The 13764-nt window shown below is 44.1% G+C and carries 9 protein-coding genes, 3 rRNA genes, 1 pseudogene and 1 riboswitch; of the genes and pseudogenes, 9 read left to right on the top strand and 4 right to left on the bottom strand.

All coding sequences use genetic code 11. The annotated features are described in order from the left end of the window. Together A361_RS18320 and A361_RS31525 are read right to left on the bottom strand one after the other, a co-directional pair. Nucleotides 1–189 carry a hypothetical protein gene (locus A361_RS18320; RefSeq protein ID WP_226280755.1) on the bottom strand — a complete coding sequence of 63 codons (189 nt, stop codon included), beginning with the start codon at nucleotides 187–189 and terminating at the stop codon, nucleotides 1–3. Between the two features lie 4 nt (nucleotides 190–193). Next, nucleotides 194–327, bottom strand: a pseudogene (locus tag A361_RS31525) (DUF3900 domain-containing protein); the annotation flags it as partial. A gap of 131 nt (nucleotides 328–458) precedes the next feature. On the opposite strand from A361_RS31525, the gene A361_RS18315 reads away from it, so the two are divergent. The 5 genes from A361_RS18315 to A361_RS18295 all read left to right on the top strand — a co-directional run bounded on the left by A361_RS18315 (nucleotide 459) and on the right by A361_RS18295 (nucleotide 8112). Continuing rightward, nucleotides 459–1286, top strand: coding sequence for a hypothetical protein (locus tag A361_RS18315; RefSeq protein WP_009332498.1), 828 nt, complete (start codon nucleotides 459–461; stop codon nucleotides 1284–1286). A gap of 304 nt (nucleotides 1287–1590) precedes the next feature. Next, a 16S ribosomal RNA gene (locus A361_RS18310) occupies nucleotides 1591–3140 on the top strand. 307 nt (nucleotides 3141–3447) lie between these two features. Next, nucleotides 3448–6383 (top strand): 23S ribosomal RNA (locus tag A361_RS18305). A gap of 135 nt (nucleotides 6384–6518) precedes the next feature. Beyond that, nucleotides 6519–6635: ribosomal RNA gene (gene rrf, locus A361_RS18300) — 5S ribosomal RNA — on the top strand. Together the 16S, 23S and 5S rRNA genes form the textbook arrangement of a ribosomal RNA operon. A gap of 118 nt (nucleotides 6636–6753) precedes the next feature. Continuing rightward, on the top strand, nucleotides 6754–8112 hold the full coding sequence (locus A361_RS18295; RefSeq protein WP_009336809.1) for an IS1182 family transposase: 1359 nt from the start codon (nucleotides 6754–6756) through the stop codon (nucleotides 8110–8112). A 534-nt stretch (nucleotides 8113–8646) separates the two neighbouring features. Here A361_RS18295 and A361_RS18290 read toward each other — a convergent pair. Next, on the bottom strand, nucleotides 8647–9270 hold the full coding sequence (locus tag A361_RS18290) for a LysE family transporter (RefSeq protein WP_019380473.1): 624 nt from the start codon (nucleotides 9268–9270) through the stop codon (nucleotides 8647–8649). A 240-nt stretch (nucleotides 9271–9510) separates the two neighbouring features. On the opposite strand from A361_RS18290, the gene A361_RS18285 reads away from it, so the two are divergent. Next, entirely contained in the window at nucleotides 9511–9690 is a 180-nt protein-coding gene (locus A361_RS18285) for an H-type small acid-soluble spore protein (protein WP_009336786.1), read from the top strand. A 37-nt stretch (nucleotides 9691–9727) separates the two neighbouring features. On the opposite strand, the gene A361_RS30555 is transcribed toward A361_RS18285, so the two are convergent. After that, complete coding sequence (locus A361_RS30555; RefSeq protein WP_009336785.1) at nucleotides 9728–9877, bottom strand: hypothetical protein; 150 nt, start codon at nucleotides 9875–9877, stop codon at nucleotides 9728–9730. Between the two features lie 166 nt (nucleotides 9878–10043). On the opposite strand from A361_RS30555, the gene A361_RS18280 reads away from it, so the two are divergent. From A361_RS18280 to A361_RS18270, 3 genes are all read left to right on the top strand, one after another. Then, nucleotides 10044–10385, top strand: coding sequence for a metal-sensitive transcriptional regulator (locus A361_RS18280; RefSeq protein WP_019380472.1), 342 nt, complete (start codon nucleotides 10044–10046; stop codon nucleotides 10383–10385). A 17-nt stretch (nucleotides 10386–10402) separates the two neighbouring features. Beyond that, complete coding sequence (gene copZ, locus A361_RS18275; protein ID WP_009336783.1) at nucleotides 10403–10609, top strand: copper chaperone CopZ; 207 nt, start codon at nucleotides 10403–10405, stop codon at nucleotides 10607–10609. 154 nt (nucleotides 10610–10763) lie between these two features. Then, the gene (locus tag A361_RS18270; RefSeq protein ID WP_019380471.1) at nucleotides 10764–13187 is read left to right on the top strand and encodes a heavy metal translocating P-type ATPase; all 2424 of its coding nucleotides are present in this window, start codon (nucleotides 10764–10766) and stop codon (nucleotides 13185–13187) included. A 355-nt stretch (nucleotides 13188–13542) separates the two neighbouring features. Continuing rightward, a riboswitch (cobalamin riboswitch) is annotated at nucleotides 13543–13738 on the top strand. Nucleotides 13739–13764 lie beyond the last annotated feature (26 nt).

Raw genomic sequence — 13764 nt, 5'->3', positions numbered from 1 at the left:
TTATACGGAAGCTTCAATTACCTGGTCTGTTGAATCTCCCTTTTTGGACTGGCTGCCCCAATTTCCATGCTGCTTTCCGATTGTTCTCTTCTTCGCTATCAGACTGGAATGCTCTTCTATATGTTCTTGTACCACCGAGTCGTTTGCAATTTTAACAATTTCCGGCAGAGCTCTTTGCAAGCTCACCATCCTAAAAATCCTTTATTGCACTATTCTCATATTTCTCTGAATCGGGAGTCTGAAAGTGTTTAGAGTACTTCTCGGCATTTTCCCCTTTCCCTCGACCTGTACAACAAAAAATGACAAATAACTAATTTCAAAATCCATACATTTCCCCTTTTTCTTCATCTTTAACTTTATAATAAATCTTACATCTAATTGCCCTTCGTTCAATGTTGAGTATATGTTTTTCCATGATGAACAAAATAATGGAAACGCGCTAAACTGGATGTGGAAGAATGTCAAATTTGCTTTGGTTTCTTGGATTAGTGCTTATCAGCATAGGTCTTATTTATATAACTTATATTAGAACTGAATTTCGGCATAATCTGGCGGTTTATTTCTTTGTTATGGGACTTTCTTTTTTAATGGAATACATTGTATTAATTTTAGGTGACGCATACTCCTATTACCCGAAATTATTTTCTATCCAGTGGTATGATGATGTTTTTGGCTCCAGTATATCTCAGGCTTTTTTTATTCCTAGTGTACTAATGGCAATAGCTGCTTTTAGAATTCGCTTCAGATGGATTGCTTTCATAATCGCCGCGATATATGGAATAGAAGAGCTGTTTCTCTGGCTGGGCATCTATCAGCACAATTGGTGGAAATCTTGGTTTACCACGATTATCTTGTTTGCTTCAGTTTTTATTATAAAATGGTGGAGGAATAGAGTTGAAGATCCCACTTTTTTTATACAGTTTATAACCGTGTATATGGCCATCACCACAATTTTTCAGGGTATATCTTTTGGTTTGACGTCTATCCTGGGAACCCATCAGTATAACATTGGGTGGTTTGTATCACCTTATCAGGACCATATAGCTTTCAGTGTTCTGGTTTGGATTATCTATGCACTGCTGCTGACCATTATCATAATAAAATATTTTCGATTTAAATGGATGGCCTTGATATTTTTTGCCGATTTAGCTTTTCAGTGCTTTATGGTGAAAATGGACATTCTAGAAATAAGCACTTTTTGGAATCCTATTTACTTCAGTATGATACTTATGCTATTGCTGATGCTAATCAGGAAATTAAATAACTATATGTTTCCGTCAATCTGAAATCCATACTTTAAGAATTGTTATCTGATGATCCAAAGAAAAAAACTGGAATAAAATACCACGAATAAAGCGTTGACCTGAAGCACTGGCGGTGCTATTATTTAAGAACAGCTTTCACAAAATAACTGATTGAAATTATTTTTAAAATGTTGTTGACGATGAAGGTTGTAAGTGATATGATATAAAAGTTGCTTTAAGAGATGGCAACTTGAAAGATTGATCTTTGAAAACTGAACGAACAAAAACGTCAACGTTAATTCTTTAGTCTTTTTTGAAAAGACAACTTATGAGCTTAATCAACTCTTATATGGAGAGTTTGATCCTGGCTCAGGACGAACGCTGGCGGCGTGCCTAATACATGCAAGTCGAGCGGACAGATGGGAGCTTGCTCCCTGAAGTCAGCGGCGGACGGGTGAGTAACACGTGGGCAACCTGCCTGTAAGACTGGGATAACTCCGGGAAACCGGGGCTAATACCGGATAATTCTTTCCCTCACATGAGGGAAAGCTGAAAGATGGTTTCGGCTATCACTTACAGATGGGCCCGCGGCGCATTAGCTAGTTGGTGAGGTAACGGCTCACCAAGGCAACGATGCGTAGCCGACCTGAGAGGGTGATCGGCCACACTGGGACTGAGACACGGCCCAGACTCCTACGGGAGGCAGCAGTAGGGAATCTTCCGCAATGGACGAAAGTCTGACGGAGCAACGCCGCGTGAGTGATGAAGGTTTTCGGATCGTAAAACTCTGTTGTTAGGGAAGAACAAGTACCGGAGTAACTGCCGGTACCTTGACGGTACCTAATCAGAAAGCCACGGCTAACTACGTGCCAGCAGCCGCGGTAATACGTAGGTGGCAAGCGTTGTCCGGAATTATTGGGCGTAAAGCGCGCGCAGGCGGTTCCTTAAGTCTGATGTGAAAGCCCCCGGCTCAACCGGGGAGGGTCATTGGAAACTGGGGAACTTGAGTGCAGAAGAGAAGAGTGGAATTCCACGTGTAGCGGTGAAATGCGTAGAGATGTGGAGGAACACCAGTGGCGAAGGCGACTCTTTGGTCTGTAACTGACGCTGAGGCGCGAAAGCGTGGGGAGCAAACAGGATTAGATACCCTGGTAGTCCACGCCGTAAACGATGAGTGCTAAGTGTTAGAGGGTTTCCGCCCTTTAGTGCTGCAGCAAACGCATTAAGCACTCCGCCTGGGGAGTACGGCCGCAAGGCTGAAACTCAAAGGAATTGACGGGGGCCCGCACAAGCGGTGGAGCATGTGGTTTAATTCGAAGCAACGCGAAGAACCTTACCAGGTCTTGACATCTCCTGACAACCCTAGAGATAGGGCGTTCCCCTTCGGGGGACAGGATGACAGGTGGTGCATGGTTGTCGTCAGCTCGTGTCGTGAGATGTTGGGTTAAGTCCCGCAACGAGCGCAACCCTTGATCTTAGTTGCCAGCATTCAGTTGGGCACTCTAAGGTGACTGCCGGTGACAAACCGGAGGAAGGTGGGGATGACGTCAAATCATCATGCCCCTTATGACCTGGGCTACACACGTGCTACAATGGATGGTACAAAGGGCTGCGAGACCGCGAGGTTAAGCGAATCCCATAAAACCATTCTCAGTTCGGATTGCAGGCTGCAACTCGCCTGCATGAAGCCGGAATCGCTAGTAATCGCGGATCAGCATGCCGCGGTGAATACGTTCCCGGGCCTTGTACACACCGCCCGTCACACCACGAGAGTTTGTAACACCCGAAGTCGGTGGGGTAACCTTTTGGAGCCAGCCGCCTAAGGTGGGACAGATGATTGGGGTGAAGTCGTAACAAGGTAGCCGTATCGGAAGGTGCGGCTGGATCACCTCCTTTCTAAGGATATTTACATGAAACGTGACGTGTTTTGTTCGTTCAGTTTTGAGAGTTCAATCTCTCAATGAAAGATTCGTTCTTTGAAAACTAGATAATGATAATGAAGAAGCAATAACCGAGTAATCGCCATCTTAGTTTTTTTCTCTTATTTTTGTTTTAAAACGAAGTAAGAGCACAAACCATGAGGACGATGAGCGGCAAGGAGATCAAGGAAGCGACCGAGTGAGCACCGGAGCGTACTTCAGTACGTGAGGAGCGGAGCGAGAGAGCTGACGCAGAGATCCGCAGTCGATCAGCGGCCGAAGTAGGTTAAGTTAGAAAGGGCGCACGGTGAATGCCTTGGCACTAGGAGCCGATGAAGGACGGTACTAACACCGATATGCTTCGGGGAGCTGTAAGTAAGCTTTGATCCGGAGATTTCCGAATGGGGAAACCCCCTATCCGTAATGGGATAGGATCTTTACCTGAATACATAGGGTATAGAAGGCAGACCCGGGGAACTGAAACATCTAAGTACCCGGAGGAAGAGAAAGCAAACGCGATTCCCTGAGTAGCGGCGAGCGAAACGGGATTAGCCCAAACCAAGAGGCTTGCCTCTTGGGGTTGTAGGACACTCTACACGGAGTTACAAAGGAACGAGGTAAATGAACAGGTCTGGAAAGGCCGGCCAGAGAAGGTAAAAGCCCTGTAGTTGAAACTTCGTTCCCTCCAGAGTGGATCCTGAGTACGGCGGGACACGAGAAATCCCGTCGGAAGCAGGGAGGACCATCTCCCAAGGCTAAATACTCCCTAGTGACCGATAGTGAACCAGTACCGTGAGGGAAAGGTGAAAAGCACCCCGGAAGGGGAGTGAAAGAGATCCTGAAACCGTGTGCCTACAAGTAGTTAGAGCCCGTTAATGGGTGATAGCGTGCCTTTTGTAGAATGAACCGGCGAGTTACGATTACATGCGAGGTTAAGTTGATGAGACGGAGCCGCAGCGAAAGCGAGTCTGAATAGGGCGAATGAGTATGTGGTCGTAGACCCGAAACCAGGTGATCTACCCATGTCCAGGGTGAAGTCCAGGTAACACTGGATGGAGGCCCGAACCCACGCACGTTGAAAAGTGCGGGGATGAGGTGTGGGTAGCGGAGAAATTCCAATCGAACTTGGAGATAGCTGGTTCTCTCCGAAATAGCTTTAGGGCTAGCCTCATGTAGTAAGAGTCTTGGAGGTAGAGCACTGTTTGGACTAGGGGCCCCCATCGGGTTACCGAATTCAGACAAACTCCGAATGCCAAAGACTTATCCATGGGAGTCAGACTGCGAGTGATAAGATCCGTAGTCAAGAGGGAAACAGCCCAGACCACCAGCTAAGGTCCCAAAGTATACGTTAAGTGGAAAAGGATGTGGAGTTGCTTAGACAACCAGGATGTTGGCTTAGAAGCAGCCACCATTTAAAGAGTGCGTAATAGCTCACTGGTCGAGTGACTCCGCGCCGAAAATGTACCGGGGCTAAACGTATCACCGAAGCTGTGGATTGACATCTTCCGATGTCAGTGGTAGGAGAGCGTTCTAAGGGCGTTGAAGCGGGATCGCAAGGACCCGTGGAGCGCTTAGAAGTGAGAATGCCGGTATGAGTAGCGAAAGATGGGTGAGAATCCCATCCACCGAATGCCTAAGGTTTCCTGAGGAAGGCTCGTCCGCTCAGGGTTAGTCGGGACCTAAGCCGAGGCTGAAAAGCGTAGGCGATGGACAACAGGTTGATATTCCTGTACCACCTCTTTACCGTTTGAGCAATGGGGGGACGCAGGAGGATAGGGTAAGCGCGCTGCTGGATTAGCGCGTCCAAGCAGTTAGGCCGGTAACGAGGCAAATCCCGTTACCACACAGGCTGAGCTGTGACGGCGAGGGAAATTTAGTACCGAAGTTCCTGATTCCACACTGCCAAGAAAAGCCTCTAGCGAGGGAAAAGGTGCCCGTACCGCAAACCGACACAGGTAGGCGAGGAGAGAATCCTAAGGTGAGCGAGAGAACTCTCGTTAAGGAACTCGGCAAAATGACCCCGTAACTTCGGGAGAAGGGGTGCTCATTAGGGTGAATAGCCCTGATGAGCCGCAGTGAATAGGCCCAGGCGACTGTTTAGCAAAAACACAGGTCTCTGCGAAGCCGCAAGGCGAAGTATAGGGGCTGACGCCTGCCCGGTGCTGGAAGGTTAAGAGGAGAGGTTAGCGCAAGCGAAGCTTTGAATCGAAGCCCCAGTAAACGGCGGCCGTAACTATAACGGTCCTAAGGTAGCGAAATTCCTTGTCGGGTAAGTTCCGACCCGCACGAAAGGCGTAACGATCTGGGCACTGTCTCAACGAGAGACTCGGTGAAATTATAGTACCTGTGAAGATGCAGGTTACCCGCGACAGGACGGAAAGACCCCGTGGAGCTTTACTGTAGCCTGATATTGAATTTTGGTACAGCTTGTACAGGATAGGTAGGAGCCTGAGAAGCCGGAGCGCCAGCTTCGGTGGAGGCGTCGGTGGGATACTACCCTGGCTGTATTGAAATTCTAACCCGCGCCCCTTATCGGGGCGGGAGACAGTGTCAGGTGGGCAGTTTGACTGGGGCGGTCGCCTCCTAAAAAGTAACGGAGGCGCCCAAAGGTTCCCTCAGAATGGTTGGAAATCATTCGCAGAGTGTAAAGGCACAAGGGAGCTTGACTGCGAGACCTACAAGTCGAGCAGGGACGAAAGTCGGGCTTAGTGATCCGGTGGTTCCGCATGGAAGGGCCATCGCTCAACGGATAAAAGCTACCCCGGGGATAACAGGCTTATCTCCCCCAAGAGTCCACATCGACGGGGAGGTTTGGCACCTCGATGTCGGCTCATCGCATCCTGGGGCTGTAGTCGGTCCCAAGGGTTGGGCTGTTCGCCCATTAAAGCGGTACGCGAGCTGGGTTCAGAACGTCGTGAGACAGTTCGGTCCCTATCCGTCGTGGGCGCAGGAAATTTGAGAGGAGCTGTCCTTAGTACGAGAGGACCGGGATGGACGCACCGCTGGTGTACCAGTTGTCTTGCCAAAGGCATCGCTGGGTAGCTATGTGCGGAAGGGATAAGTGCTGAAAGCATCTAAGCATGAAGCCCCCCTCGAGATGAGATTTCCCATAGCGTCAAGCTAGTAAGATCCCTGAAAGATGATCAGGTTGATAGGTCAGAGGTGGAAGCGTGGCGACATGTGGAGCTGACTGATACTAATCGATCGAGGACTTAACCAAAACGAAAAGCGGAGGCGACTGTCAACTTCGAGAGAAGTTAGGAGCCGAAGCTAGACAAGTCATTGGTGAATACTCGGCAAATGCTTCTTCATACATTATCTATTTTGAGGGAACGAAGTTTCTTCAATTACATAGTCCGGTGGCGATAGCGAGAAGGTCACACCCGTTCCCATACCGAACACGGAAGTTAAGCTTCTCAGCGCCGATGGTAGTTGGGGGCTGTCCCCCTGTGAGAGTAGGACGCTGCCGGGCATATGAAAGAGCACCTGAAGGGTGCTCTCAGACTGTCGACAAACTCGATGAAAATCGTGCTTGTCTGCAGTCTTTTTTATTTTAAAATAGAAGTAATACAATGCTTGAGGTGATTTAAATGCTTTCAAAACATAATCCAATTCAACGGGATCAAATTGAAATGGTTGCTTTAGACGAACTTGTACCGGCGGACCATTTGGTCCGCAAAATTGAAGCGGCGATTAATTTCTCATTCATCTATGACTTGGTAAAAGATAAGTATTCAGAAAAAGGCCGCCCAAGTATTGACCCTGTAATATTAATTAAACTCACATTTATTCAATATACCTTCGGTATTCGCTCCATGCGTCAAACAATTGAAGAATTGAAAACGAATATGGCTTATCGATGGTTTTTAGGATATGGCTTTCACGATAAAGTTCCTCACTTCTCAACTTTCGGTAAAAATTATGAGCGCCGATTTAAAGACACCGATCTCTTTGAACAAATATTTTACCGAATCTTAAAAACCGCAGCTGAAAAGAATTTAATTAGTGCTGAACACGTTTTTGTAGATTCTACTCATGTAAAAGCGAGTGCAAATAAACGCAAATTTGAAAAGAAAGTTGTTCGAAAAGAAACCCGTGCTTATCAAGAACGCCTTCAAGAGGAGATTAACCAAGACCGCGAGGATCATGGAAAAAAGCCGTTTCCACCAGATAAGTTTGATAAAGAAGAATACAAAGAAATCAAGGAAAGTACAACAGATCCAGAGAGTGGCTACTATGTAAAAGATGAGCGTACAAAACAGTTCGCTTATTCTTTCCATGCGGCCGCAGACCGCAACGGCTTCGTGTTAGGCGCAATTGTAACCCCTGGTAACACGCATGATAGTCATATTTTAGAGCCATTGGTAGAACAAGTCATTGAGAAAGTTAGTAAACCAAAAGCTGTTGCGGCAGACGCAGCCTATAAAACACCTGCTATCACGAGCTACTTATTGAAAAACGACATCACACCTGCTTTACCTTACACACGACCTCGCACAAAAGAGGGTTTCTTCAGAAAACATGAGTATGTTTATGATGAGCATTTTGACTGTTACATTTGCCCAACTGGTGAGATATTAAAATATACTACAACTACAAAGGAAGGGTATCGTCAATATAAATCAGATCCTCGAATTTGTGCTGGATGCCCTTTCTTGTCTCAATGCACACAGAGTCAAGCACATCAAAAACTGATTCAACGTCATGTGTGGGAGGAACATGTGGAAGAAGCAGATCATCTTCGCCACCATCAAGACGTCAAACCGATCTATGAAAAACGCAAAGAAACAATTGAACGAGTATTCGCAGATGCAAAAGAAAAGCATGGCATGCGTTGGACAACCCTCAGGGGACTTAAAAAAATGTCGATGCAGGCGATGCTTACTTTCGCTGCCATGAATTTGAAGAAAATGGCCAACTGGACTTGGCAAGGTCCAGAAATGGCCTAAATGATAACCTCGGAGAGGTCTGCAATTCTCTGTAATTACTTGAAGTCCTACAAAAAATGACAAAAAGAGTTCGGAATGAGACTATTCCGAACTCTTTTTGTCTACAAACTGAGAGCACCTGAAGGGTGCTCTTTTTTTGTATGTTTGGATGATTTTCAGTTTATGCTTCACTTTGGCACATATATGCGTCACTTTCATTCGTATAAGCGCCAGAAATGAATTATATATGCTTCACTCCTAATTAACTTCCTGTTTTATGTGTTAAATTTGTTCTCAGCAAAGAAGTATTGTCCCAAATGTGAGATAAACACCAAAACATGTAAGATAAAAATGAAAACCAGTTAGGTCAACTCTTAGACATGCTAAATAAAACTTAATTCATGTCAGATAAATCCCCAAACTTGACAGACAACCATATTAACTGTAATGCAGCTTCAAAGAATTCATACCTTTGGCCATCCTGCAGCTCAGATTGATATTTCAGCACGTAATTATCTGTTTTTCTCCCCCTTGTCTGAATGGATGGAATATGTATTACAACAAAAGTTTATAAGCCTGTATCCCAAAATAAAACCCAAAGCCAATCAGCGATAAGCCAGATAATATGGAAATTAAAGCGAGAATTTTTCCGGTTAAAAATCTTCTAAAGCTGCTGGCGACGGCAGCCATCGTTATGTCCCAGAGGAGAAGCCCAGTGAAAATTGCACCGCTGTATAAAATGACATGAGCCTTGTCATACTCGGCTGCTGTTTTGGCCAGAATGGAACCATAGATGCCAAGCCAAAACAGTATAGTTAAAGGATTTGACAAAGACATGAGAAAACCCGACATAAAGGATTTAATTTTAGATTCATCTTTGGTTCTATAGCTTGAAACGACTTTGCCGGCACTTGTCAGGGTTTCAACTCCTGTGTATACAAGGACGAAAAATCCAAAGCACCATAAGAATGCTTTCATGAATGGTATCTCAAGAAAGTGTACAACCCCCAAATAAACAGCCCCCATATATATGGCATCTGCTGTCATAGCTCCCAGCCCCACCAGCCAGGCATGGAAAAATCCATTTTTTATTCCTTTATCCAACTGTGCAGCATTGATTGGACCGATTGGCGCTGCAAGCGACAGACCCAAGAAAACATAGCTTAGAAAAATGCTCATAAGTGTACAGCTCCTAACTCCAAAACCTATTTGTACAAAGTGTATTCAGTGTATTGGAAGGATAGGACAACTTTTAATCCAGAGCAAGTTATGAACAGCAGATTTTAATCAGATGCCATAGTCCATATAGACCTTGATCAAAAATCGAAGGCTTACTCACTTCACTTTTTGACAAAGCAAAGCATAAATTTCTCGACCATGCAAAAAATAAAATGAAAAATGCAGAGGAGAGTGTTACTTATGGATGCAAAACGTGTGAAGCAAATTCTTTCATCATCAGCAGATATCGAAGTAAAATACAATGGTGCTTCTGTGTGGATCGATAAGCTGAATGAGGATGGAAGAACAGCTACGGTACATTTGCGCGGTCCACTTGAAGAAAGATCCGAGGTAGAAATTGGAGAACTGACAGAATTGTAAAGATGATCTTAAGCCGCCATGTTGGCGGCTTTTAACTCTATATTTCCTGATTGGACTCAGTTTGTGTACGTTCATTTAAATATTGATTCTCAGCAGAAGCAAAATTTACTGACTGCAGGCTGATATCTTTATCGATCCCATATAAATCTTTGCCCGTGTCTTCTGGATTTTTATGCTTTCTTTCCACATTAGCTGCCTCCTTTAATAAAGTGTTTCCGTTAGTATAAACAGAGATTTTAAATATCATGAAAGGGAAATTGTACATAAAAATCCGTAATTTATTTCATTTTGAGCACAGGCCTTTACATAGGATACCGGGGTATAATATAATAAATATAAAGGAGGCTGATCAAATGGCTTTTGAATTGGAAAATGAGGATTTATTGTCTGAAAGCTGCTGTTCGATCGAATCGGAACGAAAAAGTCATCACTCAGAAAAAGTTAAAAAGAATTTGACAACCCGTTTAAATCGGATTGAAGGTCAAATACGCGGAATAAAAGGACTAATTGACAGAGACGTGTATTGTGACGATATAATAACACAAATTTCTGCAACCCAGTCCGCTTTGAATAGCGTAGCGAAGCTTTTGCTCGAAGGCCATTTGAAAAGCTGTGTAGTTGAAAGAATCCATGAAGGCGATCAAGAAGTGCTTGATGAATTTTTAGTCACTATTCAAAAACTAATGAAAAAATAATTGGAGGTTTAAATATTATGGAAAATGTCACTTTAAAAGTTAGCGGAATGTCATGCGGACATTGTGTAAAAGCGGTAGAAGGCAGTGTCGGCAAACTAAATGGTGTTGATAAAGTAGCAGTTGACCTTGATAATGGCCAGGTGCAGGTTCAATTTGACTCATCAGCAGTTACACTTGGGCAAATCAAAGAAACAATTGATGATCAAGGCTATGATGTAGAGTAATAGGATCGGGAAAGAACGTGTGAACAAAATACACGTTCTCTTTTTTTAGTAAATAAAATGAGTAATTTGTCTGGATTTATTTGGTTGACATATAGGGTAGATGGGTATAGTATACAAATTGTGAGGAACATCGTTTAATAAAGGAGTGGGAGTTATGGTTGATGCAGCCCTTAAAGAGGTTCACCTTCCAATATCAGGCATGACATGTGCTGCCTGTTCGTCTCGAATTGAGAAAGGATTAAATAAGCTGGACGGCGTCCAAGAAGCAAGTGTCAATCTTGCTTTAGAGAAAGCAGCAATTAAATATAATCCTGAAGTAACTTCTGTCGAAGCTTTTGAGAAAAAAATTGAGGATTTAGGTTATTCGGTCGTATCTGAGAAAGCAGAGTTCGAATTGCTGGGCATGACTTGCGCTGCTTGCTCTGGAAGGATTGAAAAGGGACTTAATAAGCTTCCAGGCGTCAAACAAGCTGTAGTCAATCTGGCTCTTGAAACGGGCACTGTGGAATATAATCCTGAACAAATCTCCATTCAGGACATGATAAAGAAAGTGGAGAATCTAGGGTATCAGGCGAAAGTGAAAATGGATAAAGACCAGGATATCGAGGGATATCGGGAAAAGGAAATTGAGAAACAAAAAGGCAAGTTTATTTTTTCTTTAATTCTTTCCATCCCTTTATTCTGGTCCATGGTTGGACATTTCGAGTTTACATCATTTATTTATGTTCCCGATATGTTTATGAATCCGTGGGTACAGTTGGCTCTTGCAGCACCGATACAATTTTTCATAGGAAAGCAATTTTATGTCGGGGCATATAAGGCATTAAAAAATAAGAGCGCCAATATGGATGTGCTGGTTGCACTCGGAACTTCTGCTGCTTTTTTCTATAGCTTATACCAATCAATTTTATCAATTGGCAGCAATGCACATTTGGTGGAACTTTATTACGAAACAAGTGCTATCCTTATAACATTAATAATCTTAGGCAAGCTGTTTGAAGCCCGGGCTAAGGGACGTTCTTCTGAAGCAATCAAAAAGCTTATGGGGCTGCAGGCAAAAACAGCAACTGTCTTAAGGGAAGGGGAAGAAATTGAAATTTCCCTTGAAGAAGTCATTGCTGGGGAAATCATATATGTAAAGCCAGGTGAAAAAGTTCCAGTTGATGGTGAGATTATCGAAGGACAGTCTGCTTTAGATGAATCCATGCTGACAGGGGAAAGTGTACCTGTTGATAAAACAGCAGGAGATACAGTTATTGGGTCCACCATTAATAAAAATGGCTTCCTGAAAATTAAAGCCACTAAAGTCGGCAAAGATACAGCATTGTCACAGATTATTAAAGTGGTTGAAGAAGCGCAAGGTTCAAAAGCCCCTATACAGCGAATGGCAGACAGAATCTCTGGGATATTCGTTCCCATTGTAGTGGCCATAGCAGTGGTTACATTCCTGGTGTGGTATATATGGGTAAGTCCTGGAAATTTTGCAGAAGCACTCGAAAAATTGATTGCTGTCCTGGTAATTGCATGTCCATGTGCTCTAGGTCTGGCGACGCCAACCTCTATAATGGCCGGCTCAGGCCGGGCAGCGGAATATGGGGTTCTCTTCAAAGGCGGAGAGCACTTGGAGCTCACGCATGAAATCACTGCAGTCGTTCTTGATAAAACTGGAACAGTTACACATGGCAAACCGGTATTAACAGATGTGATTATAGAACACAATGTTGAAGAAAAAACATTTCTCCAGCTTGTAGGGTCAGCGGAGAAACAGTCTGAGCATCCATTGGCTGAAGCGATAGTAAAGGGAATAAAGGATAAAGGAATCATGCTATTTAATCCAGTTGAATTTGAAGCTATTCCGGGGTATGGAATAAAAGCGAGAGTGGATGGAAAAGATCTCCTGATAGGTACAAGAAGATTAATGGACAAATACGACGTTAATGTCCAGTCAGCCAAACTTGATATGGAAACACTGGAGGAAAATGGAAAAACGGCAATGCTTGTCGCGGTTGATGGCAAATATGCAGGTATCGTGGCAGTTGCGGATACAATAAAGGAAACATCCAGAGATGCAATCAAACGCTTAAGGAAACTGGGCATTGAAGTCATTATGATTACGGGAGATAACAAACGTACGGCTCAGGCAATAGCTGATGAAGTGGGCATAGACTCTGCAATTGCAGAGGTTCTACCTGAAGGCAAGGCAGAAGAAGTAAAAAAACTTCAGAACCAGGGAAAAATAGTAGCTATGGTCGGCGATGGCATAAACGATGCACCTGCACTTGCTGTAGCTGATATTGGTATGGCGATCGGAACCGGTACAGACGTTGCGATGGAAGCAGCTGATATTACGCTAATGAGAGGTGATTTAAATAGTATTGCAGACGCCATCCTAATGAGCAAAAAAACCATTAGGAATATAAAACAAAATCTTTTCTGGGCATTTGCATACAATACCCTTGGCATCCCAGTAGCTGCAATAGGGTTCCTTGCACCTTGGCTTGCCGGCGCCGCAATGGCGTTCAGCTCCGTATCTGTCGTTTTAAACGCACTTCGTTTACAAAGAGTAAAAATAAAGTGAAACTTCAATCAGCGGGAATTCTTTTTCTCTGCTGATTGTTAGTTGAACAAATCGGGCCTCAATGGGCAGTTGACCCACTCATCCTCCATGGACTCCTCTGAGCCCTGTAGTGGGGTCATACTGTCCGTTAGACTGCGATAAATGAAAAAACGTTTAATTAAAAGGAGCAGATTTTGGGCTACCCCTGAGCCGGTATCTCATGATATTGAAATGGAAAATCATGAGTGAGAAATAAAGAACAGAGGGAATATCCCCCTGTTCTTTTTCGTCCATTAACGATTAAAAATTTGTAATCTATTTCTCCATATGATAGAATCATCTACAATATATAGTATATATTAAAAAGAATAAAAACTACATATAGATCGTGATTGGTGTCCTATGAGGACTTAATAGGGAATTCGGTGTAGAACCGAAGCTGTCCCCGCAACTGTAAGTGCAGACGAAAAGAGCATGCCACTGTACAAAACGCTTTATGGCGTTTGTATGGGAAGGGCTTTAAGTAGAGTGAAGCACAAGCCAGGAGACCTGCCAGGGCGATCGAAAGTTTCATATCTTCGGGGATTGAGATGATGAA

It is taken from the genome of Cytobacillus oceanisediminis 2691 (assembly GCF_000294775.2).
Taxonomy (GTDB): Bacteria; Bacillota; Bacilli; order Bacillales; family Cytobacillaceae; genus Cytobacillus; species Cytobacillus pseudoceanisediminis.
The sequence above is the reverse complement of the archived record's forward strand: the minus strand, read 5'-3'. Positions and strand labels throughout refer to the sequence as shown.

Bases quoted from the DNA above. Each gene is read 5' to 3' on its own strand.
- A361_RS18315 (WP_009332498.1), top strand. From the start codon at position 459: ATGTCAAATTTGCTTTGGTTTCTTGGATTAGTGCTTATCAGCATAGGT.
- A361_RS18290 (WP_019380473.1), bottom strand. From the start codon at position 9,270: ATGAGCATTTTTCTAAGCTATGTTTTCTTGGGTCTGTCGCTTGCAGCG.
- copZ (WP_009336783.1), top strand. From the start codon at position 10,403: ATGGAAAATGTCACTTTAAAAGTTAGCGGAATGTCATGCGGACATTGT.
- A361_RS18295 (WP_009336809.1), top strand. From the start codon at position 6,754: ATGCTTTCAAAACATAATCCAATTCAACGGGATCAAATTGAAATGGTT.
- A361_RS18280 (WP_019380472.1), top strand. From the start codon at position 10,044: ATGGCTTTTGAATTGGAAAATGAGGATTTATTGTCTGAAAGCTGCTGT.
- A361_RS18285 (WP_009336786.1), top strand. From the start codon at position 9,511: ATGGATGCAAAACGTGTGAAGCAAATTCTTTCATCATCAGCAGATATC.
- A361_RS18320 (WP_226280755.1), bottom strand. From the start codon at position 189: ATGGTGAGCTTGCAAAGAGCTCTGCCGGAAATTGTTAAAATTGCAAAC.
- A361_RS18270 (WP_019380471.1), top strand. From the start codon at position 10,764: ATGGTTGATGCAGCCCTTAAAGAGGTTCACCTTCCAATATCAGGCATG.